The sequence below is a fragment of the Ruegeria sp. E5 genome (assembly GCF_056534105.1).
In genome coordinates this window covers 1,478,365-1,502,959 of sequence record NZ_JBQFPA010000001.1, presented here as the reverse complement: position 1 = coordinate 1,502,959, position 24,595 = coordinate 1,478,365, and the positions used below count along the sequence as shown (strand labels likewise).

The 24,595-nt window shown below is 58.6% G+C and carries 24 protein-coding genes; 18 read left to right on the top strand and 6 right to left on the bottom strand.

The features are described from left to right. Window positions 1–103: 103 nt before the first annotated feature. The gene (locus ACR0BI_RS07605) at window positions 104–1,327 is read right to left on the bottom strand and encodes a urate hydroxylase PuuD (RefSeq protein ID WP_170397471.1); all 1,224 of its coding nucleotides are present in this window, start codon (window positions 1,325–1,327) and stop codon (window positions 104–106) included. Window positions 1,328–1,422: 95 nt separating this feature from the next. Between ACR0BI_RS07605 and ACR0BI_RS07600 the strand changes: the two genes are divergently transcribed. Then, window positions 1,423–2,337, top strand: coding sequence for a LysR family transcriptional regulator (locus tag ACR0BI_RS07600; protein WP_170511345.1), 915 nt, complete (start codon window positions 1,423–1,425; stop codon window positions 2,335–2,337). Between the two features lie 2 nt (window positions 2,338–2,339). Here ACR0BI_RS07600 and uraH read toward each other — a convergent pair whose 3' ends face one another. Next, the gene (uraH, locus tag ACR0BI_RS07595) at window positions 2,340–2,696 is read right to left on the bottom strand and encodes a hydroxyisourate hydrolase (protein WP_170397467.1); all 357 of its coding nucleotides are present in this window, start codon (window positions 2,694–2,696) and stop codon (window positions 2,340–2,342) included. A gap of 163 nt (window positions 2,697–2,859) precedes the next feature. Here uraH and puuE point away from each other — a divergent pair, with 163 nt between their 5' ends. The 3 genes from puuE to ACR0BI_RS07580 all read left to right on the top strand — a co-directional run bounded on the left by puuE (window position 2,860) and on the right by ACR0BI_RS07580 (window position 6,255). Next, on the top strand, window positions 2,860–4,278 hold the full coding sequence (gene puuE / locus ACR0BI_RS07590) for an allantoinase PuuE (protein WP_480561139.1): 1,419 nt from the start codon (window positions 2,860–2,862) through the stop codon (window positions 4,276–4,278). Then, complete coding sequence (locus ACR0BI_RS07585) at window positions 4,275–4,760, top strand: ureidoglycolate lyase (protein WP_170564627.1); 486 nt, start codon at window positions 4,275–4,277, stop codon at window positions 4,758–4,760. The genes puuE and ACR0BI_RS07585 overlap by 4 nt, the downstream gene beginning before the upstream one ends. 67 nt (window positions 4,761–4,827) lie before the next feature. Then, window positions 4,828–6,255, top strand: coding sequence for a nucleobase:cation symporter-2 family protein (locus ACR0BI_RS07580; protein ID WP_170397461.1), 1,428 nt, complete (start codon window positions 4,828–4,830; stop codon window positions 6,253–6,255). 39 nt (window positions 6,256–6,294) lie between these two features. Here ACR0BI_RS07580 and ACR0BI_RS07575 read toward each other — a convergent pair whose 3' ends face one another. The 3 genes from ACR0BI_RS07575 to ACR0BI_RS07565 form a co-directional block, all read right to left on the bottom strand. Beyond that, window positions 6,295–7,284 carry a glyceraldehyde 3-phosphate dehydrogenase NAD-binding domain-containing protein gene (locus tag ACR0BI_RS07575; protein ID WP_170397459.1) on the bottom strand — a complete coding sequence of 330 codons (990 nt, stop codon included), beginning with the start codon at window positions 7,282–7,284 and terminating at the stop codon, window positions 6,295–6,297. Between the two features lie 54 nt (window positions 7,285–7,338). Continuing rightward, window positions 7,339–7,662, bottom strand: coding sequence for a hypothetical protein (locus ACR0BI_RS07570; RefSeq protein WP_170397457.1), 324 nt, complete (start codon window positions 7,660–7,662; stop codon window positions 7,339–7,341). Window positions 7,663–7,764: 102 nt separating this feature from the next. After that, window positions 7,765–8,598: a bifunctional allantoicase/(S)-ureidoglycine aminohydrolase gene (locus tag ACR0BI_RS07565; RefSeq protein ID WP_170647477.1), complete on the bottom strand. Its 834-nt coding sequence runs from the start codon at window positions 8,596–8,598 to the stop codon at window positions 7,765–7,767. Between the two features lie 176 nt (window positions 8,599–8,774). Between ACR0BI_RS07565 and ACR0BI_RS07560 the strand changes: the two genes are divergently transcribed. The 5 genes from ACR0BI_RS07560 (at window position 8,775) to ACR0BI_RS07540 (ending at window position 13,045) form a co-directional block, all read left to right on the top strand. Then, a complete protein-coding gene (locus tag ACR0BI_RS07560) occupies window positions 8,775–9,131 on the top strand; it encodes a hypothetical protein (protein WP_170404458.1) in 357 nt (118 codons plus the stop codon). 222 nt (window positions 9,132–9,353) lie between these two features. After that, window positions 9,354–10,589 (top strand): acyl-CoA dehydrogenase family protein, encoded by a 1,236-nt coding sequence (locus tag ACR0BI_RS07555; RefSeq protein ID WP_170626491.1) that lies wholly within the window; start codon window positions 9,354–9,356, stop codon window positions 10,587–10,589. A gap of 15 nt (window positions 10,590–10,604) precedes the next feature. Further along, window positions 10,605–11,405 (top strand): thioesterase family protein, encoded by an 801-nt coding sequence (locus ACR0BI_RS07550; protein WP_170626490.1) that lies wholly within the window; start codon window positions 10,605–10,607, stop codon window positions 11,403–11,405. A 69-nt stretch (window positions 11,406–11,474) separates the two neighbouring features. Then, a complete protein-coding gene (locus ACR0BI_RS07545; RefSeq protein WP_480561140.1) occupies window positions 11,475–12,122 on the top strand; it encodes a DUF1007 family protein in 648 nt (215 codons plus the stop codon). Continuing rightward, window positions 12,107–13,045: a nickel/cobalt transporter gene (locus ACR0BI_RS07540; RefSeq protein ID WP_480561141.1), complete on the top strand. Its 939-nt coding sequence runs from the start codon at window positions 12,107–12,109 to the stop codon at window positions 13,043–13,045. Before ACR0BI_RS07545 ends, ACR0BI_RS07540 begins: the two co-directional genes overlap by 16 nt. A gap of 2 nt (window positions 13,046–13,047) precedes the next feature. Here the strand turns inward: ACR0BI_RS07540 and truA are convergent, their stop codons facing one another. Further along, window positions 13,048–13,815 (bottom strand): tRNA pseudouridine(38-40) synthase TruA, encoded by a 768-nt coding sequence (gene truA / locus ACR0BI_RS07535; RefSeq protein ID WP_170511437.1) that lies wholly within the window; start codon window positions 13,813–13,815, stop codon window positions 13,048–13,050. A 107-nt stretch (window positions 13,816–13,922) separates the two neighbouring features. Between truA and ACR0BI_RS07530 the strand changes: the two genes are divergently transcribed. The 9 genes from ACR0BI_RS07530 to ileS all read left to right on the top strand — a co-directional run bounded on the left by ACR0BI_RS07530 (window position 13,923) and on the right by ileS (window position 24,480). After that, window positions 13,923–15,338 (top strand): YcjX family GTP-binding protein, encoded by a 1,416-nt coding sequence (locus ACR0BI_RS07530; RefSeq protein ID WP_480561142.1) that lies wholly within the window; start codon window positions 13,923–13,925, stop codon window positions 15,336–15,338. Next, a complete protein-coding gene (locus ACR0BI_RS07525) occupies window positions 15,335–15,790 on the top strand; it encodes a GNAT family N-acetyltransferase (protein ID WP_170404436.1) in 456 nt (151 codons plus the stop codon). The genes ACR0BI_RS07530 and ACR0BI_RS07525 overlap by 4 nt, the downstream gene beginning before the upstream one ends. Then, entirely contained in the window at window positions 15,783–16,772 is a 990-nt protein-coding gene (locus tag ACR0BI_RS07520; protein WP_480561143.1) for a YcjF family protein, read from the top strand. The genes ACR0BI_RS07525 and ACR0BI_RS07520 overlap by 8 nt, the downstream gene beginning before the upstream one ends. Window positions 16,773–16,826: 54 nt before the next feature. Beyond that, the gene (locus ACR0BI_RS07515; RefSeq protein WP_170404431.1) at window positions 16,827–17,537 is read left to right on the top strand and encodes a VIT1/CCC1 transporter family protein; all 711 of its coding nucleotides are present in this window, start codon (window positions 16,827–16,829) and stop codon (window positions 17,535–17,537) included. A 119-nt stretch (window positions 17,538–17,656) separates the two neighbouring features. Then, on the top strand, window positions 17,657–17,824 hold the full coding sequence (locus ACR0BI_RS07510) for an NAD-dependent epimerase/dehydratase family protein (protein WP_170626484.1): 168 nt from the start codon (window positions 17,657–17,659) through the stop codon (window positions 17,822–17,824). After that, complete coding sequence (locus tag ACR0BI_RS07505; protein ID WP_480561144.1) at window positions 17,821–18,117, top strand: DoxX-like family protein; 297 nt, start codon at window positions 17,821–17,823, stop codon at window positions 18,115–18,117. Before ACR0BI_RS07510 ends, ACR0BI_RS07505 begins: the two co-directional genes overlap by 4 nt. Continuing rightward, window positions 18,117–18,596 (top strand): DUF2269 family protein, encoded by a 480-nt coding sequence (locus ACR0BI_RS07500; RefSeq protein ID WP_480561145.1) that lies wholly within the window; start codon window positions 18,117–18,119, stop codon window positions 18,594–18,596. Before ACR0BI_RS07505 ends, ACR0BI_RS07500 begins: the two co-directional genes overlap by 1 nt. 101 nt (window positions 18,597–18,697) lie before the next feature. Next, window positions 18,698–21,406 carry a DUF2339 domain-containing protein gene (locus ACR0BI_RS07495; protein ID WP_480561146.1) on the top strand — a complete coding sequence of 903 codons (2,709 nt, stop codon included), beginning with the start codon at window positions 18,698–18,700 and terminating at the stop codon, window positions 21,404–21,406. Window positions 21,407–21,570: 164 nt separating this feature from the next. Continuing rightward, the gene (gene ileS / locus ACR0BI_RS07490) at window positions 21,571–24,480 is read left to right on the top strand and encodes an isoleucine--tRNA ligase (RefSeq protein ID WP_170733274.1); all 2,910 of its coding nucleotides are present in this window, start codon (window positions 21,571–21,573) and stop codon (window positions 24,478–24,480) included. Window positions 24,481–24,595 lie beyond the last annotated feature (115 nt).

The window sequence follows — 24,595 nt, the reverse complement described above, 5'->3', positions numbered from 1 at the left end:
ACGAATGCGGCGTGTTGAATTCATTTAGAGCATCTGACGGCGCTTAGGGGAAGAACTAAACAAAGTTCAGGTGTTTTTATTGGCAAACTCGTGTGCCAATCCGCTACAGACCGGCATTTCGGAACCAGCGAACAATCGCATCCCGGTCTTCAGGTTCCATATAGGTCACGTTCGCAGGAGGCATGGCATGTGTGACGCCGGATTGCAGATAAATCTGTTGCGCGTTCTGAGCAATGTCAGCTTTTGTTTCCAGCAGGACACCTTTGGGTGCCCACAGGATGCCTTCCCAGACAGGCTCGCGCGCGTGGCACATAGAACAGCGACCCAGAACTATGTCCTGTGCTTCTTCAAAGCCATCCGCTGATGCGAATTTCTGTTCGTAGGGCGTTAGTTGCCGTGCTTCGGCCTCTTCCAACGGGTCGTTCATCGAAGCGGTCGACAACCACATGATTGTCATGAACAGCAAAGCCGTTACCAGCCAAGTCCAGGTTGGGTTTCCAGCGCGCGCGTGGCGGGTGTTGAAATAGTGCCGGATTGTGACACCCATCAGGAAGACCAGCGCGGCGATGATCCAATTGTACTCGGTCGCAAAAGCCAGCGGATAGTGGTTCGACAACATCAGAAACACGACCGGCAATGTCAGATAGTTGTTGTGGGTCGAACGCAGCTTGGCGATCTTGCCGTATTTCGGATCAGGTGTGCGCCCGTTCTTTAGATCGTCCACCACAATGCGCTGGTTTGGCATGATGATGAAAAACACATTTGCGGTCATGATTGTGGCCGTGAAGGCCCCCAGATGCAGCATCATCGCGCGACCGGTGAATATCTGGTTATAACCCCAGCCCATAATCACCAGCAGCACGAACAGAAGAACCATCAGCAATGTCGGACGCTCGCCCAATCCCGACTTGCAAAGAAAATCGTAGACCAGCCAACCGACAGTCAGCGAGGCAGCCGAGATCAATATGCCTTGCCATAGCGCCAGATCCGCCTTTTGGGCATCGATCAGATAGAGCTCTCCGCCTACCCAGTAGACGATCATCAGTAGCGCGGCACCGCTGAGCCATGTGGCGTAGCTTTCCCATTTAAACCAGGTCAGGTGGTCGGGCATACGCTCCGGAGCGACGAGATATTTCTGGATGTGATAGAATCCTCCGCCATGGACTTGCCATTCCTCGCCGTCCGCCGGTCCGGGGATATCGCGGTTCAAACCAAGATCCAGCGCGATGAAGTAGAAGGATGATCCGATCCAGGCAATCGCGGTGATAACGTGCAACCAGCGCACGCCAAAACCAATCCAATCCCAGAACACGGCGAAGTCGTACATGCTTATGTCTCCGATTGCGTTGCGCCACACTAGGCAAACGGGCTTTTCTTCGGTATTCCCGTATATTGTCAAACTGTATCAAAAAAAACGATAAGATGTCCTATCTCGACAACATTCGAACCTTTGTCCGGGTCTATGACTTGGGCAGCATGTCAGCCGCCGGGCGGGATATGAGAATTTCACCTGCGGTGACGTCGGCGCGAATTTCGCAGTTGGAGGATCATCTGGGAGTACGCCTGTTTCAGCGCACAACTCGGAACCTGACACCAACGGAGCAGGGGCGGGCGTTCTACCCCGGCGCGGTTGCGGTTCTGGATGCAGTTGATGAGGCAGAGGCCCAGGTCACGCATCTGACCGAAGCCCCCCGCGGGTCTCTGTTTGTTGCCGCGCCTTTAGGTGTCGGGCGCCGGTTATTGGCGCCTCATGTACCTGATTTTCTGTCAGAATACCCTGAGATTGATGTGCGCCTAAGACTGACAGACCGCTCGGTTGATCTGACCACCGAAGGCTTGGATCTGGCTTTTTTCATCGGTCAGCCCGAAGACAGCACATTGCGCATTCGCAAGATTGCGGATTGTCAGCGTGTGCTATGCGCGGCCCCTGATTACGTGAGCCGATGTGGGATGCCCGAAGCTGGATCCGATCTGATTTCAGGCAAGCATGAATGCTTGAACCTGCGCTTCCCCGGCGCGGCAGAGTTTCAGTGGATGCTGGAAACACCCGATGGCCCGAAACGATTTGCTGTCTCGGGCAGGTATGAATGTGACGATGGTGATGTTTTGACCGATTGGGCGCTGTCTGGGCAAGGTATTGCCATGAAACCCGTTTTTGAGGTGTCAGAGCATTTGAAGGCGGGGAGGCTGATCCCGGTGGCGATGAAGACGCCTCCGGTTCCCGTGCAAATGGCCTGCCTTTATACGCATCGTCGCCATCAGGACCCGAAGGCGCGGCTGTTTATGGATTTCATGATTGACCGGATCGGCAAAGTGGTTCGAAGCGCCGAAGTCTAGGGCTAGCTGCCCCGGTAAGTCGAATAGCCGTAGGGGGACAACAGCAGCGGAACGTGGTAGTGCGCGTCCGCATCGGACATGCCAAAGCGGATCGGCACCTGATCCAGAAACAGAGGATCATCGCCATCCTGACCCGTCGCGCGCAGGTAATCTCCGGCGAAGAATATCAGCTCATAAGTGCCGGTATTAAAGTCGTCCTGCGGTAAGATCGGGCTATTGGTTCGGCCATCCGCGTTGGTTTCCATCTCGACCAGTTTACGGTGCGAGTTCCCTGACACTTTGTAGAGCGCGATTTTCAACCCCTCAGCGGGGCAGCCGCGCGCCGTGTCGAGAACGTGGGTTGTCAGATAGCCAGCCAAGGGTCTCTCCTATGTGTTTCTTTTGGTGTGCCACAGTCTGGGCCAAACCGCAAAATGGTTGAAATGCCGAAAGAACTGGAAACAGTGTTCGGATTGATTTGATAATCAATGGACCGTTTCTGCGGTAAAGCTGTCAAAACACCTAATCGGACTGGAAGACCCTATGCAGCCGCCTCGTTACCCCCGCGATATGATCGGATACGGAGCCAACCCACCTGACGCCGCATGGCCCGGCGGTGCAAAACTGGCTGTGCAGATTGTGTTGAACTACGAAGAAGGTGGCGAAAACTGTGTTCTGCACGGGGACGCTGCGTCCGAGGCGTTCTTGTCCGAGATCGTTGGGGCGGCGCAGTGGCCGGGCCAGCGTCATTGGAACATGGAATCGATCTATGAATACGGCTCGCGGTCGGGGTTCTGGCGCCTGCATCGCTTGATGAAAGACCTACCGATCACCGTTTATGGTGTGGCTACCGCGTTAGCGCGTTCGCCAGATCAGGTTGCGGCGATGAAATCGGCAGGGTGGGAGATTGCCAGCCATGGCCTGAAATGGGTCGAGCACAAGGATATGCCCGAGGCGGAAGAACGGGCCCAGATCGCCGAAGCGATCCGTCTGCATGCCGAAGTCGTAGGGGATCGCCCGCGCGGCTGGTACACTGGGCGCTGTTCGGACAACACCGTGCGTCTGGTCGCCGAGGAAGGTGGCTTTGCTTATGTTGCCGATACCTATGCAGACGATCTACCCTACTGGATGCAAACCGGTGGTCGGGATCAGTTGATTGTTCCCTACACGCTGGATTGCAACGACATGCGCTTTGCGACGCCACAGGGGTTCAACGCCGGGGATCAGTTCTATTCATATCTGAAAGACAGTTTCGATGCGCTTTATGCGGAAGGCGAGGCCGGTGCACCCAAGATGCTGTCGATCGGTTTGCACTGTCGCCTGATCGGGCGACCGGGACGCGTCATGGCGCTGAAACGGTTTCTGGATTACGCGCGTGGGTTCTCGGACGTGTGGTTCGCAACGCGATTGCAGATTGCCGAGCATTGGGCCGAAAAGCACCCGGCGGCTGAGCGTCCACAACCCTCGCAAATGGGCCGCGAAGAATTCGTCTCTGCGTATGGAGGTATCTTCGAGCATTCCGCTTGGATCGCCGAGCGCGCCTATGATCTGGAATTGGGCGCGGCGCATGACACGGCAGGCGGATTACACAATGCTTTGACCCGCATGTTCCGGTCCGCCTCAACCGAGGAACGGCTCGGTGTTTTGACAGCCCACCCTGATCTGGCAGGCAAACTGGCGCAGGCTAAGCGGCTGACACAGGAAAGTACGTCCGAGCAAGCCTCGGCAGGGCTTGATGCGCTGACGGATGAGGAACGCGCCACCTTCACCGAACTGAACCAGCGCTATACGGAAAAATTCGGCTTTCCGTTCATCGTTGCCGTGCGGGACCACAACAAGGCTTCGATCCTAAACGCATTCGAACGGCGCATCGAACAGGATCGCGAAACCGAGTTCGCCGAGGCCTGCCGACAGGTCGAGCGGATTGCCGAGTTCCGTCTTCGCGATGTGCTGCCCTCATGACACGGATTGTCGCTGAACCGATCTCGGCCGAAGCTTTCGCACCGTTTGGTGATCTGATTGATGTGTCAGGTGAGGCCGACAAGATCATCAACCAGGGCCAGTGCGGGCGGTATCATGATCGGGCAAGGCTGGATTTCGGTGATGCCCAAGCGGGCATCAGCCTGTTCAATGCAAACCCACGCGAACTGCCTTATCAGCTAGCGATGGTTGAGCGTCATCCCGACGGCAGCCAGGCGTTCATTCCGATGACTCACCAGCCCTTTCTCGTGATCGTCGCCCCGGATGAGGAGGGGCAACCGGGTCGTCCTCGCGCGTTCATTACACAGCCAGGACAGGCGGTGAACTATCACCGGGGAACATGGCACGGAGTCCTGACACCCTTGCATGGACCCGGTCTGTTCGCAGTCGTTGATCGGATCGGGGAAGGCCCGAACTTGGAGGAATACTGGTTCAGCACACCGTACGAGGTGGTCAACCGCTGAAACCAGAACCGAAGCCGCCAGAGAAGCGGTAAGAACCCCATTGGATCTTAGGGAGGACAATGAGATCATGGCTGAAACTTCGATAGGGACGCCCGAACAGCTTCGGGACCCGAACTTCACACCCGCCTTGCACAAGGCGATACCGCTGGGCATTCAGCATGTTTTGGCGATGTTCGTCTCGAACGTGACACCGGCCATCATCGTGGCGGGTGCTGCCGGTTTTGGATTTGGGTCGAACTCCCCGGATTTTCCCGAATTGCTGTACCTGATCCAGATGTCGATGCTGTTCGCTGGGCTGGCGACCCTGCTGCAGACTATCACGATTGGCCCGGTCGGAGCGGCTCTGCCGATTGTACAAGGAACGAGCTTTGCGTTTTTGCCCATCATGATCCCTCTGGTCGCCGGAAAAGGCGTGGATGCCTTAGGGGCGCTGTTTTGCGGTGTCCTGGTTGGCGGCTTGTTTCATGCCTTTCTTGGCCTCTTCATAGGCAAGATACGGTTTGCGCTTCCGCCGCTGGTCACCGGACTTGTCGTAACAATGATCGGTTTGGCGCTGGTCAAGGTCGGTATTCAATACGCCGCTGGTGGTGTGCCTGCGATTGGCACCCCGGAATACGGATCGCTGCTTAACTGGTCGGCAGCTTTGGTTGTGGTTGTTGTGACGCTTGGCCTCAAGTTCTTTGCACGCGGTATGCTGTCGGTGTCTGCCGTACTGGTTGGTTTGGCCATCGGCTACGTCTATGCCCTGATGGTCGGGATGGTGACGTTCGAGGCCATTGGCACAAGTTGGTCACGCGCCTCAGCTTTTGCTCTGCCCGTACCGTTCAAATATGGGTTTGAGTTCTCTCTGGCCGCCGTGATCGGCTTTTGTCTGATGTCTTTTGTCTCGGCCATCGAGACCGTCGGTGACGTATCGGGAATCACCAAAGGTGGTGCAGGTCGCGAAGCAACCGACAAAGAAATCGCGGGCGCGACTTATGCCGATGGTTTCGGTACTGCCGTTGCCGGTATGTTCGGCGGTTTTCCCAATACTTCGTTCAGCCAGAATGTCGGTTTGATTGCGATGACGGGCGTCATGAGCCGCCATGTTGTGACCTGTGGAGCTATCTTCCTGATCCTGTGTGGCCTTGTGCCAAAAGTCGGGGCAATTATCCGCACCGTGCCTATCGAAGTGCTGGGCGGTGGTGTGATCGTCATGTTCGGCATGGTGGTCGCGGCAGGTATCTCGATGCTGTCAGACGTGGATTGGAACCGTCGCAACATGGTGATCTTTGCGATTTCGCTGTCGATCGGTCTTGGGTTGCAGCTGGAACCCGGCGCGGTTCAGCACCTACCTGATACACTTCGTATCCTGATGACCAGCGGCCTGCTGCCCGCAGCGCTGATCGCCATTGTACTGAATTTGGTCCTGCCAGAAGAATTGGCCGAAGAATCGACTGAAGAGGTTTCAGGGGGTATGGCCGGTCACGGGGCGGGTAGCCTACCTCACGATTGAAGTCTTGAAGTAATCCGCAGCGTGCTTCAGCGCTGCGGATTACCCGGCGTTTGCCATCAGGCGCGCGACATCCAGCATGCGGGCTGAAAACCCCCATTCATTGTCGTACCAGCCAAAGACCCTGATCTGCCTCTCTCCAATCATGCGCGTCTCGGGCCCCGCCACCACCAGTGACTCAGGGCGGGACCGCAAATCAGATGACACCAAGGGCAGATCGGTCCATCCCAGCACGGCAGAAGCTGCGACCGCGTCGCGAAAGGCTTGGTCGAACTGCTCAGCGCTCATGCCACGTTCAAGCGTGGCGACAAGATCAACGGCAGATACGCTGGCCGTCGGAACACGCACCGCGGCCCCCGACACACGACCGGCCAGGTCTGGCAAGACGATATCAATCAAATGCGTCGCGCTCGAGGTCGTGGGCACCATCGACAATGCCCCGGCGCGCGATCGGGCCAAATCCCCGCGTGGCGCATCGACCATCGGCTGGCTGTTTGTATAGCAGTGGATGGTGGTCATGTGCCCGGACACAAGCCCGCCGATTTCATCAATCAGCTTGACGAGCGGTGCCAGACCATTGGTGGTGCAGGATGCATTTGAAACGATCCGTGCGCTGCCCAATTGATCTTCGTTTGCCCCCAGCACCAGTGTGACTTCGGCAGCGGGTGACGGACCGGAAATCAACACTTTATCCGCCCCAGCAGTCAAGCCCCGGCTGGCCACGTCGGATGTTCGCGCGATGCCGGTGCAATCGAGCATGACATCGACGCCGGACAGATCGACCTGTGCCAAATCGGCGCTGTGAGACATCAGAATAACGCGGCCATCGATATTCAGTGCTTCACCTTCGGTCGTGACCGAACCCTGATAGGGGCCAAACGTGCTGTCATATTTGAACAGGTATGCGCATGTTTCCAGCGGTGCGATATCGTTGATCAGCACTAGTTCTACATCCGAATGCTGCGGCAGGCTTAAGACCTGACGCAGAATGGTGCGGCCGATACGGCCGAATCCGTTGATCGCGAGTTTCATGCGCAAGCTATGGCAGGCAGATCAGGCGATCTCAATCAAAGTATTGTACCAATTTCAGTTGCAGCTGACCTGCGAAAAGAACTGGCCCGAAATGTTCTGATACATGCTGGAATAGATCGCCTTGCAGCCAGTCGCCTTCTGTATCGCGGCCATTGCCTGGATGGTGCGAAGACGTGGCGGCGGGCCAAACGGGTTCAGATTGTTATTATCCCGCGTCGCCCGATAAACCACAGGCGCGTCCGAGACCTGCGTCACCGCCCATGTGCGGCTCATGACGAAAACGGATTTGGTTTCTTCCTTGGCTGCGACCGGGGCGGCGTTGAACGCCGAAAGGCCAAGGGTGGCAACCAGTGCAATCATCGTACCGCGCAGTAACATCGAACAATCTCCAGTGCTGAAAACTCATTTGATTTCATCAGATTCCAGCGATTCTGTGAACCCCTTTACCAGAACTTGACCTGGTAAAGCCCCGATCGTCAGCTACCTAGACGGTACAGACAACGGCATGTGCCTATTCACATCCTTGTACAACAGATAGCGAAACCGTCCCGGTCCGCCTGCGTAACAGGCCTGCGGGCAGAAAGCGCGCAGCCACATGTAGTCACCGGCCTCGACCTCAACCCAATCCTGATTGAGCCGGTAAACAGCCTTGCCTTCAAGCACATAAAGGCCGTGTTCCATCACATGGGTTTCGGCAAAGGGAATCACACCACCGGGTTCGAAATTGACGATGTTGACATGCATGTCGTGACGCAGGTCCTGCGGATCGGTGAAGCGGGTGGTAGACCAGCGGCCTTCGGTGCCGGGCATTTCGTTGGGTACCACGTCGCGTTCATTGGTGATGATCGGGTCAGGGGCGGGCAGGCCGGGCACTGCATCATAAGCCTTGCGCACCCAATGGAACCGGGCAGCTGAATCGCCATGGTTGTGCAGCGTCCAGTCGCTGCCCGGGGGGATATAGGCATATCCACCGATCTCAAGAACATGATCCGCTTCGTTCAGGGTCAGCGTGACGCTGCCCTCGACCACGAAGATCACCCCTTGCGCATTTGGGTCGGTTTCGGGCGTATCGCTGCCACCGCCGGGCTGCACCTCCATTATGTATTGCGAGAATGTCTCGGCAAAACCACTCAGAGGCCGGGATAAGACCCAAAGACGTGTATTCTCCCAGAAAGGCAGAAAGCTGGTGACGATGTCGCGCATCGTGCCCTTGGGGATTACCGCATAGGCATCGGTGAACATGGCACGGTCGGTCAACAGTTGCTCTTGCCCCGGATGTCCGCCTGTCGGTGCATAATATTTAGGATGTGTCATCAAATGCCTCTGCTTCGTCTGGGCACAATATGAGGCGATCTCACGGGCGGACCTAGCGCCCGCCTTGCGAAAGGTTTGTTCGGGATAATTTGAAGGTGGCCAAGTGGGGCTTGGCCGCACACGCATAGAGGTATATCTATGGACGTGAAAGTCATTCAAATCGGCGAGGCCCTTTGATGAAAGCCTTTGTTTACACAGCGCTGGTTGCTGCACTTTTTCTAGGGGTGGGTGGAATAGCACAGGCTAAACCACTTTCCCGAATCATCGCGGAAATGGGGTTGAGCCCCGCTGACTTTGAGGTGTTGAACGACACCTCAAACGCGTTGCTGTCGACGGGCACTCCATCCGTGGGGCAGGAGAGGGCTTGGCTCAATCAGGACACCGGCTCGAAGGGGACAATCCGCGTGCAAAGCGTTCAGGGCAATTGTGTTATACTTCAGCACTTTGTGCAGCCTGAAGGTGCTGCACAGGCCCGCGATATCAGAACGCGCCGCTGCAAGACCGCTGATGGGAACTGGATCCTGACACCTTAAAGGCCGTTGCCTTGGCCAGCACCCGAACTAGCACAGCTGCACCCTTGTGATTTGCTCTAGCTAATTTTACCGCAGGCCCCCTGCTGGGCATCGCATTGATGCTGGACCGGGCTCAATTTGCGTGAATGACGTTCCGTCACTTAGCTGGACACGCTCATGGCCACTAAGCCATCCTCGGACCAAAGCCAAAGACCCGCATTGCGCCACAGGGAAGGAATAGACATGACCATGACTTTCGGATTGCGTGAGGAAAACCGCGCCCTGTTACAGCGGGTGAGAGATATGATTCACGACGAGGTCATGCCGCTTGAAGATGAGTATCAGGCAGAAATCAATAAAGGCGATCGTTGGAAATATACCGCGCGACAGGCCGAGATTCTCGAGGGGCTGAAAGCCAAGGCCAAGGCGGCGGGGCTTTGGAACTTCTGGCTGACAGACAGCGACAAAGGTTTTGGCCTCAGTACAGTTGAATACGCCTATTTCGCCGAGGAGATGGGCAAGACGCCCTTGGGGGCCGAAGTTTTCAACTGCTCCGCGCCCGATACAGGGAATATGGAGGTGTTTGAACGCTACGGGTCAGGCGCGATGAAAGAGCAGTGGCTGAAGCCTTTGCTCGACGGGCAGATTCGCTCGGCTTATCTGATGACCGAACCCGATGTGGCCTCATCAGATGCCACCAACATTTCGATGTCCTGCGTGAGGGACGGGGCCGAATATGTTCTGAACGGCGAGAAATGGTGGTCGTCTGGGGCGGGCGATCCGCGTTGCAGGGTCTATATCGTGATGGTCAAAACCGGCGGGGACGATCTGCCAAAGCACCAGCGCCAGTCGATGATCGTGGTCCCAGCAGACGCGCCCGGGATCGAAGTGCTGCGCCCGATGGAGGTCTATGGCCACGACGATGCGCCCCATGGACACATGCACATCCGTTTCACAGAAGTCCGGGTCCCAGCCGAAAACATTCTACTGGGTGAAGGGCGCGGGTTCGAGATTGCGCAAGGTCGCTTGGGGCCGGGCCGTATTCACCATTGCATGCGCGCGATTGGTCAGGCCGAGTCTGCGCTGGAGCAGATGTGCAAGCGTTCACTACAGCGCCAGGCGTTTGGGAAGAAACTGGCGCAGCTGGGGGCAAACTACGACATCATCGCCGAATGTCGGATGGAGATCGAAATGGCCCGTTTGCTGTGCCTCAAGGCCGCCTGGTACATGGATCAGGGCGATGCAAGGGCGGCGGCCCCATGGATCAGCCAGATCAAGGTCGTTGCCCCCAAGGTCGCGCTGAAGGTGATCGATGAGGCCGTGCAAATGTTCGGCGCACAGGGGATCAGTCAGGATACGCCCTTGGCAAATGCATGGACCCATGTGCGTACGCTGCGCCTGGCGGATGGTCCTGACGCCGTGCATCGCCGTCAGGTCGCGCGTGCCGAGTTGAAGAAATACACGCAGGAAAAAGTCTGAGGCGACAGAACCACAATGACATCGGATGTGTTGGGGAAGGCGTATTTCCACCAAAATGCGCAGGGTGTGTTTGTCGGAAATGACCCCACGCGCGGGCCTTGGTCAGCCGATCATTGCCATGCTGGGCCAGTCAGCGGATTGATCGTGCGGGCGGCAGAAACCGAAGTTGGCCCTGAGAAGATGTTGACCCGGTTGACCGTCGATCTGCTGCGTCCATTGCCTCTGGCTGGTTTGCGAGTCGCGGCAGAGACGACACGTCATACCAAGACGCTGGCGACCACACGGGTCACCGTACATGATCTGGACGACACGCTTTGCGCCACCGCCACAACCATGCATATGGTGCGCAAAGACCTTGGGGCCGTGCCCAATGTCGAACTGCCCGCGCCCAGGGTCGAAGATATGGTCGATGGCCCGTTTCCGATCGGTGAGATGCGCCATCAGTTGCCCGGTTTTGCCCATCACTCCCAGATCGGCTATCCCGCTGATGGCAAGCAAGGGGCAGGTCCGAAAACCGTCTGGATGCGTACACCTGCCTTGCTGGAAGGAGAGGACCCGTCGCCGATCCAAGCGCTCTGCCCGCTTGCAGATTGCGGCAATGGCATATCGTGGAACGCGCCCACATCTGAGATGGGTTTCATGAATACCGACCTGACTGTGCAAGTCCACCGCGAGCCTGTCTCGGACTGGCTGGCCTCTGACTCGATCTCGCACTGGCAACCCTCGGGGATCGGTATGTCGCAGTCAGTTCTTTTTGATACGCAGGGGCCAGTTGGGACGGCTTTGCAGACATTGGTCCTGTTCCCGCCGGAGTAAATGGCGGGATTCTGCAGCCTGGTGTTTAGTAGGATTGCCGATACCCGCTGCGCATTCTATCTTTGCAACATGCGCTGGCTTGCCTTCTCCTTGACCTGCCTTCTGCCGACACCGGCACTGGCTCATCCCCATGTTTTTATCGACACGGGGCTAGAGTTCATGGTCGATGACGCAGGCAACCTGACCCATGTGCGTGTGACCTGGGCCTATGATGAGTTCTATTCATTGCTGGTTCTGGAAGACATGCGACTGGATCAGGATGCAGATGGCGTGCTGACCGAGGCCGAAGAGCAGTTTCTAAGTGGCTTCGACGCGCAGTGGGTCGAAGGTTACAATGGCGATCTGGTCATCCGCATGGGCGAAAATGTGATCCCGCTCTCTGGCCCGCTTGAGCCGCAGGCCACGACCGAGGATGCCCGCATCGTGACCACACATCTGCGCGCGATCGAAGGAGACCCCGTTCCCGCGGATGCGCTGTCGATCAAAGCGTTTGATGAGAGCTTTTATACCGCATACGAAGTGACCCGCCCGGTTCTGGTTTCAGGCCCCACGACTTGTAATATCGAACGCAACGATCCGGATATCGACAACGAACTGGCCCAGATGCAGGCTTTTTTGCTGACGCTGGATGCCGAGTATGACCTTGAAGAAAATGATATCCCTCTGGTCGGTGAGAAATTCGCAACCGAGATTCGGCTTTCATGTCCAAATACCTGATCGTTCCCGTTGCCATCGCCTGCGGGGTGCTGCTGTGGTTCTGGGGCAGCGGTGGTTTTGACCATCTGGCCGCTTGGGCTGCCGGAGAGCAGCGCGAATTCCAGAACCAGATCGCCCGCGCCCTGCGCGCAGCACGCGCCGAGCAGCCCGAAGCTGTGGCAACGCTACTGACGGTCTGTTTTGCATATGGGTTTTTTCATGCCATCGGACCGGGCCATGGCAAGGTTCTGATCGGAGGATACGGGCTTGGCCGTCGTGTCGCGTTTTGGCGGTTGTCTGCAATCAGTGTCCTGTCGAGCCTAGGGCAAGCAGTGACGGCGGTTGTGCTGGTTTATGCCGGGGTATTGGTATTCCAGATGTCACGCGAGTCGCTTGTAGGCACGACCGAACAGGTCATGGCACCGATCAGCTACGGCGCAATTGCCGCTATAGGCCTGTGGCTGGTTTTCCGCGCCATCCGCAGTTTTGCGCGGCGTCACAAAAACCAAGCCTCTCAAATGCACGACCACCATCACCATGCGCATGATCACGACCACCATCATCACGACCACGAGGTTTGCGCTGACTGCGGCCACCGCCACGGCCCGACGGCCGAAGAAGTCGCTCAGGTCGGCAGCTTTCGCGAGGCGTTGATCCTGATCGCTGGTATAGCCGCACGCCCCTGTACGGGCGCGTTGTTTGTGCTGATCCTGACATGGCAGATGGGTATCGCAATGGTCGGCATCGCAGGCGCATTCGCCATGGCTTTAGGCACCGCAACCGTCACCACTTTGGTCGGATGGGCATCCTTTGGGTTGCGCGGCGGGTTGCTGGCCTCAGCCTCGGCTACGCGCTTTGCATCGGTACTGGCCCCGACCATCGAACTGGTTGCGGGTCTTATCATCGCCGTGATTGCAAGCGGGCTGCTACTGCGGGCCTTGTAGACTTAGCCAAACACCGGTTCGGGATATCCTACCCGTGCCAGATACAATCCTTGCGGCGGGCAAACCGGCCCACAGGCCGCACGGTCAACCGCCTCAAGCGCATCGCGAACGTCTTCGGGCGTCCAAGCTCCGGCCCCCACGCGCTCCAACGTGCCAACAAAGCTACGTACCTGATTGTGCAGGAACGATCGGGCGCGAACATGGAAGTGGATTTCGGCCCCCGAGAAGCCCTGAACCTGTTCCACCCGCAACTCATCCAGTGTTTTGACCGGGCTGGCGGCCTGACAGATGGAGGACCGGAAGGTGGTGAAGTCATGCCGCCCGATCAGCATATCCGCCCCGGCTTGCATCGCCGCGACGTCCAGAGAATGATTGATCTGCCAGACCTGCCCCTTGTCGTGGGTTGCAGGTGCGCGACGCATCAGGATGCGGAACAGATATTGCCGCTCAAGCGCCGAAAACCGCGCGTGCCAGTCATCATCCACCCGTGCGGCTTTCACGATGGCAACGGGCTGCGGCTTGAGGTGATAATTCAACGCTTCGGATAGGCGGAATGGGTCCCATTCTTTGACCAGATCGCAATGCGCCACTTGTCCTAGCGCGTGAACCCCCGCGTCGGTACGACCGGCGGCGGCGATGGTGTGTTCTCCGGGTTCGATCCGCGATAGGGCGAGTTCGATCGCGCCCTGAACCGACGGCAGTTCTTTCTGCCGCTGCCATCCGGCAAACGGTTCCCCTTGGTATTCGACTTGCAGCGCGTATCTGGGCATGGGGCGCTGGTATCGCGCCTTGGTCGGACGGGCAAGGGGGCGAAAGCTCTGGCAAGTGCCGCAACCGCTACCTATCTTGGGCAAAACGATAATTGCGGGGCGACAGCTTGGTCATCTCATCTTTGGCAGACAGTCTGGTGCGCGGCGTCGAATCCGTGGGTGACCGTGTGTCCGAGACATTCTTCGAACCGGTCATCCGGCTGGGCGTGACGGGATTGGCGCGGTCGGGTAAGACAGTGTTCATCACATCTCTGGCCGCCAACCTGCTGGATCGGGGCCGCATGACCGGTCTTGTGGCGCAGCAAGAGGGGCGTGTCACCGCCAGCTATCTGCAGCCGCAACCCGACGACACCGTGCCCCGGTTCGATTTCGAATCCCATCTGTCCGCGCTGACCGGACCAGCGCCGCACTGGCCGGACAGCACGCGTGCTGTTTCCGAGTTACGCCTGTCCTTCAAAGTCCAGCCCGCAGGTCTGCTTTCGGGATTGCAGGGCCCCCGAACATTGCATCTGGACATTGTGGACTATCCGGGTGAGTGGCTGCTGGATCTGGCCCTACTGGACAAATCCTATGAAGATTGGTCGCGGGACACGCTGGAACACATATCCAATCGCCCACAAGCAGGGGCATTTATGGCAAAGGTTCAGGCGACCGACCCAACCGCGCCACATGATGAGCCGCAGGCGCAGGACCTCGCCCGCAGCTTCACCGATTACCTTAATGCCGCGCGTGATGCCGGTTTCTATGACTGCACTCCCGGTCGGTTTCTTCTGCCGGGCGATCTGGCCGGGTCTCCTGTGCTGACATTCGCGCCGCTCCCGGTGTCGGGGGTGTCAATTCGGGGTTCACTACACCGCGAGATGGAGCGGCGGTACGAGGCGTACAAATCGCGTGTGGTCAAACCTTTCTTTCGCGACCACTTTGCCCGGATCGACCGGCAGATCGTTCTGGTAGATGCGTTGGGGGCAATCCATAAAGGCCCGCAAGCGGTCGAGGATATGCGCCGCGCGATGGCCGATATCCTGTCGGCCTTCCGCCCCGGTCGCAACGCATGGCTCAACAGGCTGCTGCTTGGCAAGCGGGTCGAGCGTATTCTGTTTGCGGCCACCAAAGCGGACCATCTGCACCATCTGCAGCACCCGCGCCTGACCGCGATCATTGAGGCCCTGACCCGTGAGGCCCGCGACCGCGCCAGCTTTGCCGGGGCTGAAACTGCGGCCTTATCGTTGGCTTCACTTCGGACAACGACGGAAGAGATGCGCAGCCATAACGGCGTAGAACTGCCATGCGTGCGTGGCACTCTGCTAGACAGCGGTAAGCAGGCGGCCTTTTACCCCGGTGATTTGCCAGAGGACCCTGCCCATCTGCTGGGCCCCGCGCGCAATGGGGCCGAGGGATGGCTGGGCGACGACTATGGCAATATGGCCTTTGCACCCGCACATTTGACCCTGAATCCTGGTGATGGTCCGCCACATATTCGGCTGGACCGGGCTGCGCAGTTTCTGATCGGAGACCGGCTGTGAACGTGATCCTTCGTCCTGCTCGCAGTACCGATGCCGGAACCACAGGCGCTATTCTGCATGGGTTCGCCCGCGAAAACGACTGGATGCCTGAACTGCATTCTGAGGCCGAGACCATTGCGTTTTGCGGCAGGATGATTGATCTCGGCTGGGTCACGGTGGCCGAAATGCAGGGGCAGGTGGCCGGATTTCTGGCGTTGAATGGGGACGAAGTGCAGTCGCTCTATCTGGCGGCCTCGGCGCGCGGGCAGGGGATCGGGCAGCAATTGCTGGATCGTGCCAAAACACAGCGTCCCACGCTCAACTTGTATGCGTTTCAGGCCAATCCTTCCGCATGCCGGTTCTATGAGCGCAACGGCTTTGTTGAGGTCGCACGCGGCGATGGGTCCGAAAATGACGAAAACCTGCCCGACATCAGATATGTTTGGACGCGCGAGGAGTTGGTCGATGGCTAAAGGCCCCGTTTTGATTGATCTGGAAGACGATGCCTCGGCAGTTGATGTCTCGACCGCGCCTCCTGTTCCGGACATCGCGCCTCCGCAGGGGCAGGCGATGCAGTCAGCGGTGCGGTTTGCAGCGCGGAAACCTTCGGTTTTGGCGCGTTGGTTCTGGGGGTTGGCATTAGCCGTTGTGGGGGCGGTGGTCTCGGTCGCCGCATGGGATTTTGCCATCTCTCTGCTGGAACGCGCACCAATTCTGGGTTGGATCGTCACCGGTCTGATCGCTGCGCTGTTGCTGGTCGTCCTGATCATTGCACTGCGCGAGTTGGCCGCAATCAGCCGTCTGTCTCGCGTCGACGGGCTGCGGCGCGCGGCGGACACAGCTTTAACAGATGAGGACTTGTCGCAAGCCCGCGCTGTAACCACACGGCTGATTGCGTTCTATAAGGGACGCGATGAAACACGCTGGGGTCGCGACCGTTTGACCGAACGCATGGGAGAGCAATTCGATGCGGCAACCCTGCTGAGCTTGGCCGAAGACGAGATTCTGGCCCCGCTGGATGCTGCCGCCAGCCGCGAGGTCGAGGCCGCAGCGCGGCAGGTCGCGACCGTGACCGCTCTGGTCCCGCTTGCTCTGGCGGATGTAGCGACGGCGCTGGCAAGTTCATTGCGCATGATCCGGCGGATTGCGGAAATCTATGGCGGTCGCGCAGGTTTCTTGGGCAGTTGGCGCCTAACCCGCGCCGTATTCGTGCATCTGATTGCAACTGGCGCGGTGGCAGTGGGGGATGATCTTCTGGAGCCGATTTTGGGCGGCTCGGTTCTCAGCAAATTGTCGCGCCGGTTCGGTGAGGGGCTGGTCAACGGCGCGCTCACCGCCCGCGTGGGTGTCGCTGCGATGGAGGTCTGTCGACCTTTGCCTTTCTCGAAACGCCACCAGCCCTCGACCCGTGGCATGATCAAATGCGCGCTCAGCGGGTTGTTCTCCAGGACTTGATCTGGCGCAAGGCCGTGCCTGAACCTGTCCTGCATAAACAGGACGGAGCCAGCCATGACCGAACACGGCCACAGCCAGCAAGAGATTTTCGAACGGATCAATGCGCCTCCGGGTCGTGGGGTTCTGCGCGATGTGGTTTATGGCGGCATCGATGGCTCAGTCACGACATTCGCGATCGTTGCCGGGGTTGCCGGGGCAGGTTTATCGCCTTTTGTCATCGTGGCACTTGGGCTGGCCAACGTGCTGGCGGATGGTTTCTCGATGGCGGCGGGCAACTACTCGGGAACCAAGGCCGAGCTCGATAACATCCACCGTATTCGAGCCATCGAGGAACGGCATATCAAGTTGTATCCGGATGGCGAGCGAAAGGAGGTGCGCGAAATCCTCGCACAAAAAGGCCTTTCAGGCAGCGTTCTGGATGACGCGACGGCTGAAATCACTTCGAACCACGACAATTGGGTCGACCTGATGATCGAGGGCGAATACGGGCTGGGCAGCGTCGACCCGCATCCCCTCAAAGCCGCGATGGCGACGTTCTTTGCCTTTCTGATCGCGGGGATGATTCCGTTGTTGCCGTTCCTCTTATCCGTTGCAAATGCGTTCACGGTATCAGCCTGGATGACTGCGGGCGTATTCTTTGCCATTGGCGCGATGAAAAGCCGGTGGTCGCTTGCCCCCTGGTGGCGATCAGGCGGAGAAACCCTGCTGATCGGGGGTGCCGCGGCAGCCATCGCTTTCTGGGTTGGCTCGTTGTTTCACCCCTGAATGGTGCTGTTGTCGCGGGCGGGATGATCAGGCTGGTCCTCAGAATCTGATCCGCTAAGGTGTTGTAAACTAATGCGAGGCACCTCGTGGCTACGGACCGTCCTGAGAAAACTGTTTAGGTGCTGGGCGCTTATGGCTTCATCGGTGCTGCGGTCGTTCGGTCGCTGCATGCGGATGGCGCCTGTGTGAAGGGGCTTGTGCGCAGCCAGAAGACGGCTGAGAGGGTCCTTCCGGATATTGCGCTGATCTCGGGGGATCTACGTGATTTCAAGTCGGCGGCGGATTGACGGGGCTATCGCGGGCAGCCGAGATACTCTCGCGCAATGGTTGGCCCGTTGGGATTGGCAACGCGAGCGTGGTGTTTTGGTCGATGATCAATATCGCGCAGGGGCTGGCAATCTTGTGGCGTCCGTGGGCCGCGCGCGCTTGCCTCGCGCAGCCTGCAATCGCCGCTTTCTATCTGATCGCCGCCACGGTGACGGTGCCTGAACTGTGGCTCGACCCTTTGGGGCCGTTGGTCAAGATAGCGCCGGCTTTGATGCTATCACTGATCACGCGACCCATGTTGGAGAGCCGCTGATGGACCCGGATCTGATCTTGCGTTGGCTTCACGTGATCGGAGCATGCGTTCTATTGGGCACTTGCGCGGGGATCGCCTTTTTCATGCTGATGGCGCACCGCACGGCAGATGCACGGGTGATTGCTCATACGGCGGGAATCGTGGTGCTGGCCGACACAGTTATTACGGCCACCTCAGTCATTTTCCAGCTGATCACCGGCGTGTTGCTGGCCTGGCAACTGGGCTGGTTGCTGTCGGAGGGTCGGATCGCGATATCACTGCTGCTTTACGTACTGACCGGCCTGTTCTGGCTGCCGGTGGTTTGGATTCAGGTGCGTCTGAGGGATTATGCAAGGCAGGCTGATCGGGATGGTACCTCCTTGCCAAGCAGTTACGACAAACTGTTCCGCAGATGGTTCGCTTGCGGTATTCCGGCCTTTGCCGCAGTGCTGGCGATCCCTTGGCTGATGCTGGCACGCCCTCACATCCTGCTTTTATAGGCCGATTACCTGTGCAGCAGGCGGTATCCATGCGCATTTCCAGACTATAAACCAGCCTGTCTGCACGGTACGTTTGGCGCATCGTATCCCGGAGGTTTCGGTTGGAATCCTTGCTTGTCCTCGTTGGTCTGATCGTTCTGGCCATTCCTGTTTCGATCATCGCTTTGCTGATTGGTCAATCGCGGTTGCGTAAGCGCGTCGATCAGCTTGAGCGGCAATTGGCCAGGCAAATACCGGAAAGCGGCGCCGAAACCTCCAAGACATCAAGGCCGGAGCCGAAGACGATGCAAACCAAGCATGATCCCTGGGCCGCGGCGAAAACCTCGTCTACCACTGACGAAAGCCCATCGGATGCGCCGCAGGCCGTTGAGGCCGCCGATCCTCCTGCCACCATCGTTTTTCGTGAGGAAAAGATCGCCGCGCTGGGCGCGTGGTTGCGTGAGAACTGGTTCTATGCGGTTTCGGCGCTGTCACTGGCCTTGGCCGGGATATTTCTGGTGCAATACGGGGTTGAGAACGGGCTGTTGCCACCCACCGCGCGGGTCGCCGCAGCCCTGATCTTTGGCCTTCTGCTGATTGGGTCAGGTGAAGTGATCCGCCGCCGCTTTGGCGATGACGAGGACGCGTCGACCGCTTATTTACCATCGGTCTTCTCGGGCGCAGGTCTGGTGACCCTGTTCGGAGGGGTTCTGGCCGCGCGCCAGCTTTATGATCTGATCGGCCCCGAGGCCGCTCTGGCCGGTCTCGTTATCATCGCTCTGTTTGCGTTGGTCTTGGGATGGTTCCACGGGCCGCTGCTCGCCGCCGTAGGCCTAATTGGAGCCTTTGCCGCGCCCTTTTTGGTTGGAGGCGCATCGGACGATCCCAATTGGCTTTATGGTTATTTCTTTATCATCGCCATTTTGGGCTTGGGTATCGATACCGTCAGGCGTTGGGCATGGATTTCCATTTTGACGCTAGTAGGTGCATACGGGGCGGCGTTTTTGCTGGTGCTGTCTTCCCCCTCCACGGAACCGGGGTATCTGACCTGTGTGACAGCACTGGCGCTGATTGCGATGGCGATACCCGTGCGCAGTATCTGGCCCGACCACACCGGCCCGATGATTGCCGAGGTCATCCGGCGACGGAAAGGGGATCCATGGCCCGAGTTTCCAACCCGAATTGCCTTTGGTGCGGTTCTCACCAGTTCCATCATCCTGTCGCTGCATTGGTCGGATTCAAGCGGTGAGTTTTGGCTGGGCGTTGCACTGTTTACCGCTTTGATACTGGCGCTGATCCTTTGGACAAAAGCTGCGCGTGCGTTGCAGGATGTGACGGTGCTGCCTGCGTTGGGTCTGATCTGGTTTGTTCTGCTGCACGGGTTGGACGGTGGCTCCGTGTGGCGCGGCTTTGCCGACACATACGTGGAAACGGCCGAGGCCGATTATCCTTGGGTAGTCACGCTATTGGTTGCCCTCGGGGCCTTGATCAGCGTGCTCGCTGCGTGGCGGTCCTTCCACGCCGGGCGCTACGCTGTGGTCTGGGCCGGTGGTGCAGCCCTATATGCCCCGACGCTGGCGATCGCGCTTGAAGTAGGATGGCAGCCTGCAAACGTGATCGGAGCTTATGCGTGGGCCTTACACGCAATCGCATTAGGCGCGATGATGGTGGTTTTGGCCGAACGGTTTGCGCGGGCCGATGGTGAGAAACGGATGCGGCCTGCCCTGGCAACTCTGTCTGCGCTATCGTGCCTTAGCTTTGCTTGCATCATCGTACTCAGCTCTGCCGCTTTGACGGTAGCACTTGTCGCCATGATTGTTGTGGCCGCGGCGCTGGACCGGCGATTTGTTCTGGCTCCGATGAGTTGGTTCATTTGGGCGGGTGTGTTCACGGTGACCGTACGGCTTGTGCTCGACCCGGGGCTCGATTGGGCCGAAACCGCGCCGTTGATCGAAATGACCTTGGTCTATGCGGTAGCGGTTGCCGGGTTCATCATGGGGTGGGCGTTGCTAAGGTCCTTGGACCGCCCGATTGCCTCATTGCTGCTTGAAAGCGCAGCCTGGGCAACGGCGGGAATACTGCTATCGCTCTTGTTGCTGCGCTGGCTGGAAAGCTTCGGAGAAGGCGGCGCTACAGACAGCCACTGGGGGCTGGGGCTGCTTGCAGTGATCTGGCTGCTGCTGGCTTTTGCACAAATACAGCGGTTCGAGCTTGGCGGTAAGCTGAACTACGCGCGTTACGCGCTCGCGGCGTTCTTTGCGGCACACGGCATGATGCGTCTGGTTCAGGCTTTGTCTGAGGCTAACCCGTTGCTCGACCCATTTGCCGATCCCGTGCTCGGCCCGCCGGTGCTGAACACGTTGGCGGTGGCCTATCTGTTGCCTGCGCTGGCCATCGGCTTCTCGGCTTGGCGCGTCGTGACGCAGCCCGTGCTACTGAAGCAGATCAGTTATGGGGTCGCCGGTGCCCTGATCGCGTTTTGGCTGGGGCTTACAATCCGTCATGTCTGGCAGGGGGCGAGTGGCATGTATGAAGGCAACGGCGTCACCCAGCCCGAGCTTTATTCATACACCATCACCTTGTTGGTGGTCGGCGCAGGGTTGTTCTACCAGTCGCTGGCCCGCCGGTCCGATTTGATGCGTAAGGCCGGTTTGGCCGTGATTGGCCTCGCGGTGGCCAAGGTGTTTCTGATCGATATTGCCGGATTGGGCGGGCTGATCCGGGTGTTTTCGCTGTTGGCGCTCGGTCTCGCACTGGCGGGTCTTGCATGGCTCAATCGCTGGGCCAAGCTGCGCCATTCGTCGCAAGACCCGGAACCTCTGGACCATTGAGAGCAGGCGTCCTATAAGCGCGGCCATGTTTGACCGGCTGGCCATCATTATTCGAATTATATCCCCGGCGCTCTGATATCGCGAGACGCCGGGCAAAGGTGCTTGAGTTATCGCACTGACCGCTTCGATCCATACACGACCAGAACATCCTGAGGACGCCCCAAATGTGCGCCGAAACACCTGACTACAAAGACACGCTGAACCTGCCGAAAACCGAATTCCCCATGCGTGCAGGCCTGCCCAAGCGCGAGCCAGCATGGCTGGACCGCTGGGAGAAGATCGGCGTCTATGACCGCCTTCGCGAGAAAGAGGGCCGCAAGCCTTTTACCCTGCATGACGGCCCTCCTTACGCGAACGGCCACCTGCATATCGGCCACGCACTGAACAAGACCATCAAGGACATGATCGTTCGGTCCCATCAGATGATGGGCTACGATTCACGCTATGTACCTGGCTGGGACTGCCACGGTCTGCCCATCGAATGGAAGATCGAGGAACAGTATCGCAAGAAGGGCAAGAACAAGGACGAGGTGAACATCGTCGACTTCCGTCAGGAATGCCGCAAGTTCGCCGAAGGCTGGATCGACATCCAACGTGAAGAGTTCAAGCGTCTGGGCATCACCGGCAATTGGCCCGATCCTTATATCACCATGGATTATCACGCCGAGGCTGTGATCGCAGACGAGTTCATGAAGTTCCTGATGAATGGGACGCTTTATCAAGGCTCGAAACCCGTGATGTGGTCGCCCATCGAGAAGACGGCTCTGGCCGAGGCCGAGGTCGAGTATCACGACAAGGAAAGCTTCACCATCTGGGTGAAGTTCAAGGTTGTGAACACCGGCGATGTGACGCTGGACAACGCTTATGTGGTGATCTGGACGACGACCCCATGGACGATGCCCTCGAATAAGGCCGTGGTCTATGGCGAGGGTATTTCCTATGGCCTCTACGAAGTCACTGGACGCCCCGAGGAGTGCTGGGCGCGGATCGGTGAGCGTTACTTGCTGGCCGATGACCGCGCCGCAGATGTGTTTGCGCGCGCGCGTCTGGATGACACGATGTATCGCCGTCTGTGCGATGTAACGCAGGAAGATCTGGCCAAGATCCAGCTGACCCACCCGCTGGCCGGGGCCGAAGGTGGCAACGGCGAATGGGACGACATTCGCGATTTCCGCGCCGCTGAGTTCGTGACCGACACCGAAGGGACCGGTTTCGTCCACTGTGCACCTTCGCACGGGATGGAGGAATTCGAGCTTTATCGCGATCTGGGCATGCTGGAGCAGGTCATCACCTATAACGTGATGGATGATGGCAGCTTCCGCGCTGATCTGCCGTTCTTTGGTGGCAAATACATCCTGTCTCGAAAGGGCGGTGAGGGTGATGCCAACAAGGCCGTGATCGACAAGCTGGCCGAGGTCGGCGGGCTGCTGGCGCGCGGCAAGATCAAGCACAGCTATCCGCATTCGTGGCGCTCGAAGGCGCCGATCATCTACCGCAACACGCCGCAGTGGTTTGCCTCGGTCGACCGCAAGCTGGAGGACGGCATGGGCGAGATGGGCGACTCCATCCGTGAACGTGCTCTGCGCTCGATTGATGAACTGGTGAAATGGACGCCGCAGACCGGCCGCAACCGTCTGTATTCCATGATCGAAGCACGCCCGGACTGGGTCCTGTCGCGCCAACGCGCCTGGGGCGTGCCGCTGACCTGCTTCACCAAGAAGGGGGCATTGCCGACCGACGCGGACTACCTGCTGCGCAATGACGAACTCAATGCCCGCATCAAAGCCGCGTTTGAGAAGGATGGCGCAGACGTCTGGTACACGGACGGGTTCAAGGAGAAGATCCTCGACGGTATCGCGAACCCCGACGACTACGATCAGGTGTTCGACGTGCTGGATGTGTGGTTCGACTCTGGCTCGACCCATGCCTTTGTGCTGCGTGATCGTGAGGACGGGACCGCGGACGGTATCGCTGACGTCTATATGGAAGGCACCGACCAGCACCGCGGGTGGTTCCATTCGTCGATGCTGCAGGCTTGCGGCACCAAGGGGCGTGCACCATACCGCAACGTAGTGACCCACGGATTTACGCTGGATTCCAAGGGCAACAAGATGTCCAAATCGCTGGGCAACACCATCGTGCCGGAAGAGGTCGTTAAACAATACGGCGCCGATATCCTGCGCTTGTGGGTGGCTCAGACCGATTACACCGCCGACCAGCGGATCGGACCGGAGATCCTGAAAGGGACAGCCGACAGCTATCGCCGCCTGCGCAATACCATGCGGTTCATGCTGGGCTCGCTGGCGGACTTCACCAAAGCGGATCGGGTTGCGCCTGAAGATATGCCGCGCCTGGAACGCTGGGTGTTAAGCCGAATGGCCGATTTGGATGAGCAAGTGCGCAAAGGTTATGCAGCATTTGACTTCCAGGGTGTATTCAGCGCCGTATTCACATTCGCCACGGTTGACCTGTCATCGTTCTATTTCGATGTCCGCAAAGACGCGCTTTATTGCGACGGTGACAGCCTACGCCGCCGTGCCGCGCGGACTGTGCTGGATATCCTATTCCACCGTCTGACCACATGGCTGGCCCCAGTTCTGGTCTTCACTATGGAAGAGGTCTGGCTGGAACGGTTCCCGGCCGATGATAGTTCGATCCATTTAATGGATTTCCCTGAAACGCCCGCTGATTGGCGCCATGAAGAACTGGAAGCCAGCATGGCCAAAGTCCGCCGCGTGCGCCGCGCCGTGACCGCTGCGCTGGAAATTCAACGTCAGGACAAGGTGATCGGATCCAGCCTTGAGGCCGCACCGATCGTGCATGTCGAAGATCAGGAAACCCGCGATCTGCTTGCGACCTTCGACGTGGATGACATGTGCATCACTTCTGGTCTGGCCGTCACAGGCGATCCGGCCCCGGCCGAGGCGTTCCGAGTGCCGGAAATCGAAGGCGTAGCTGTAGTGTTCGAAAAAGCCCAAGGTGACAAATGCCAGCGCTGCTGGAAAATCCTTCCTGATGTTGGGCTGCACGCCCATCCGGGCGTATGCGGGCGCTGTAACGAGGCGCTGAGCTGACATTCGAACGGAGCGCGAGAGAGAGATCGCTGATGCGAGGCTCTGCCTCGCGCTCCGAGGTATTTTTGGCCAGATGAAGAGGTGGATCGTCAGGATTCGGGTTGCAGGTGAGGTG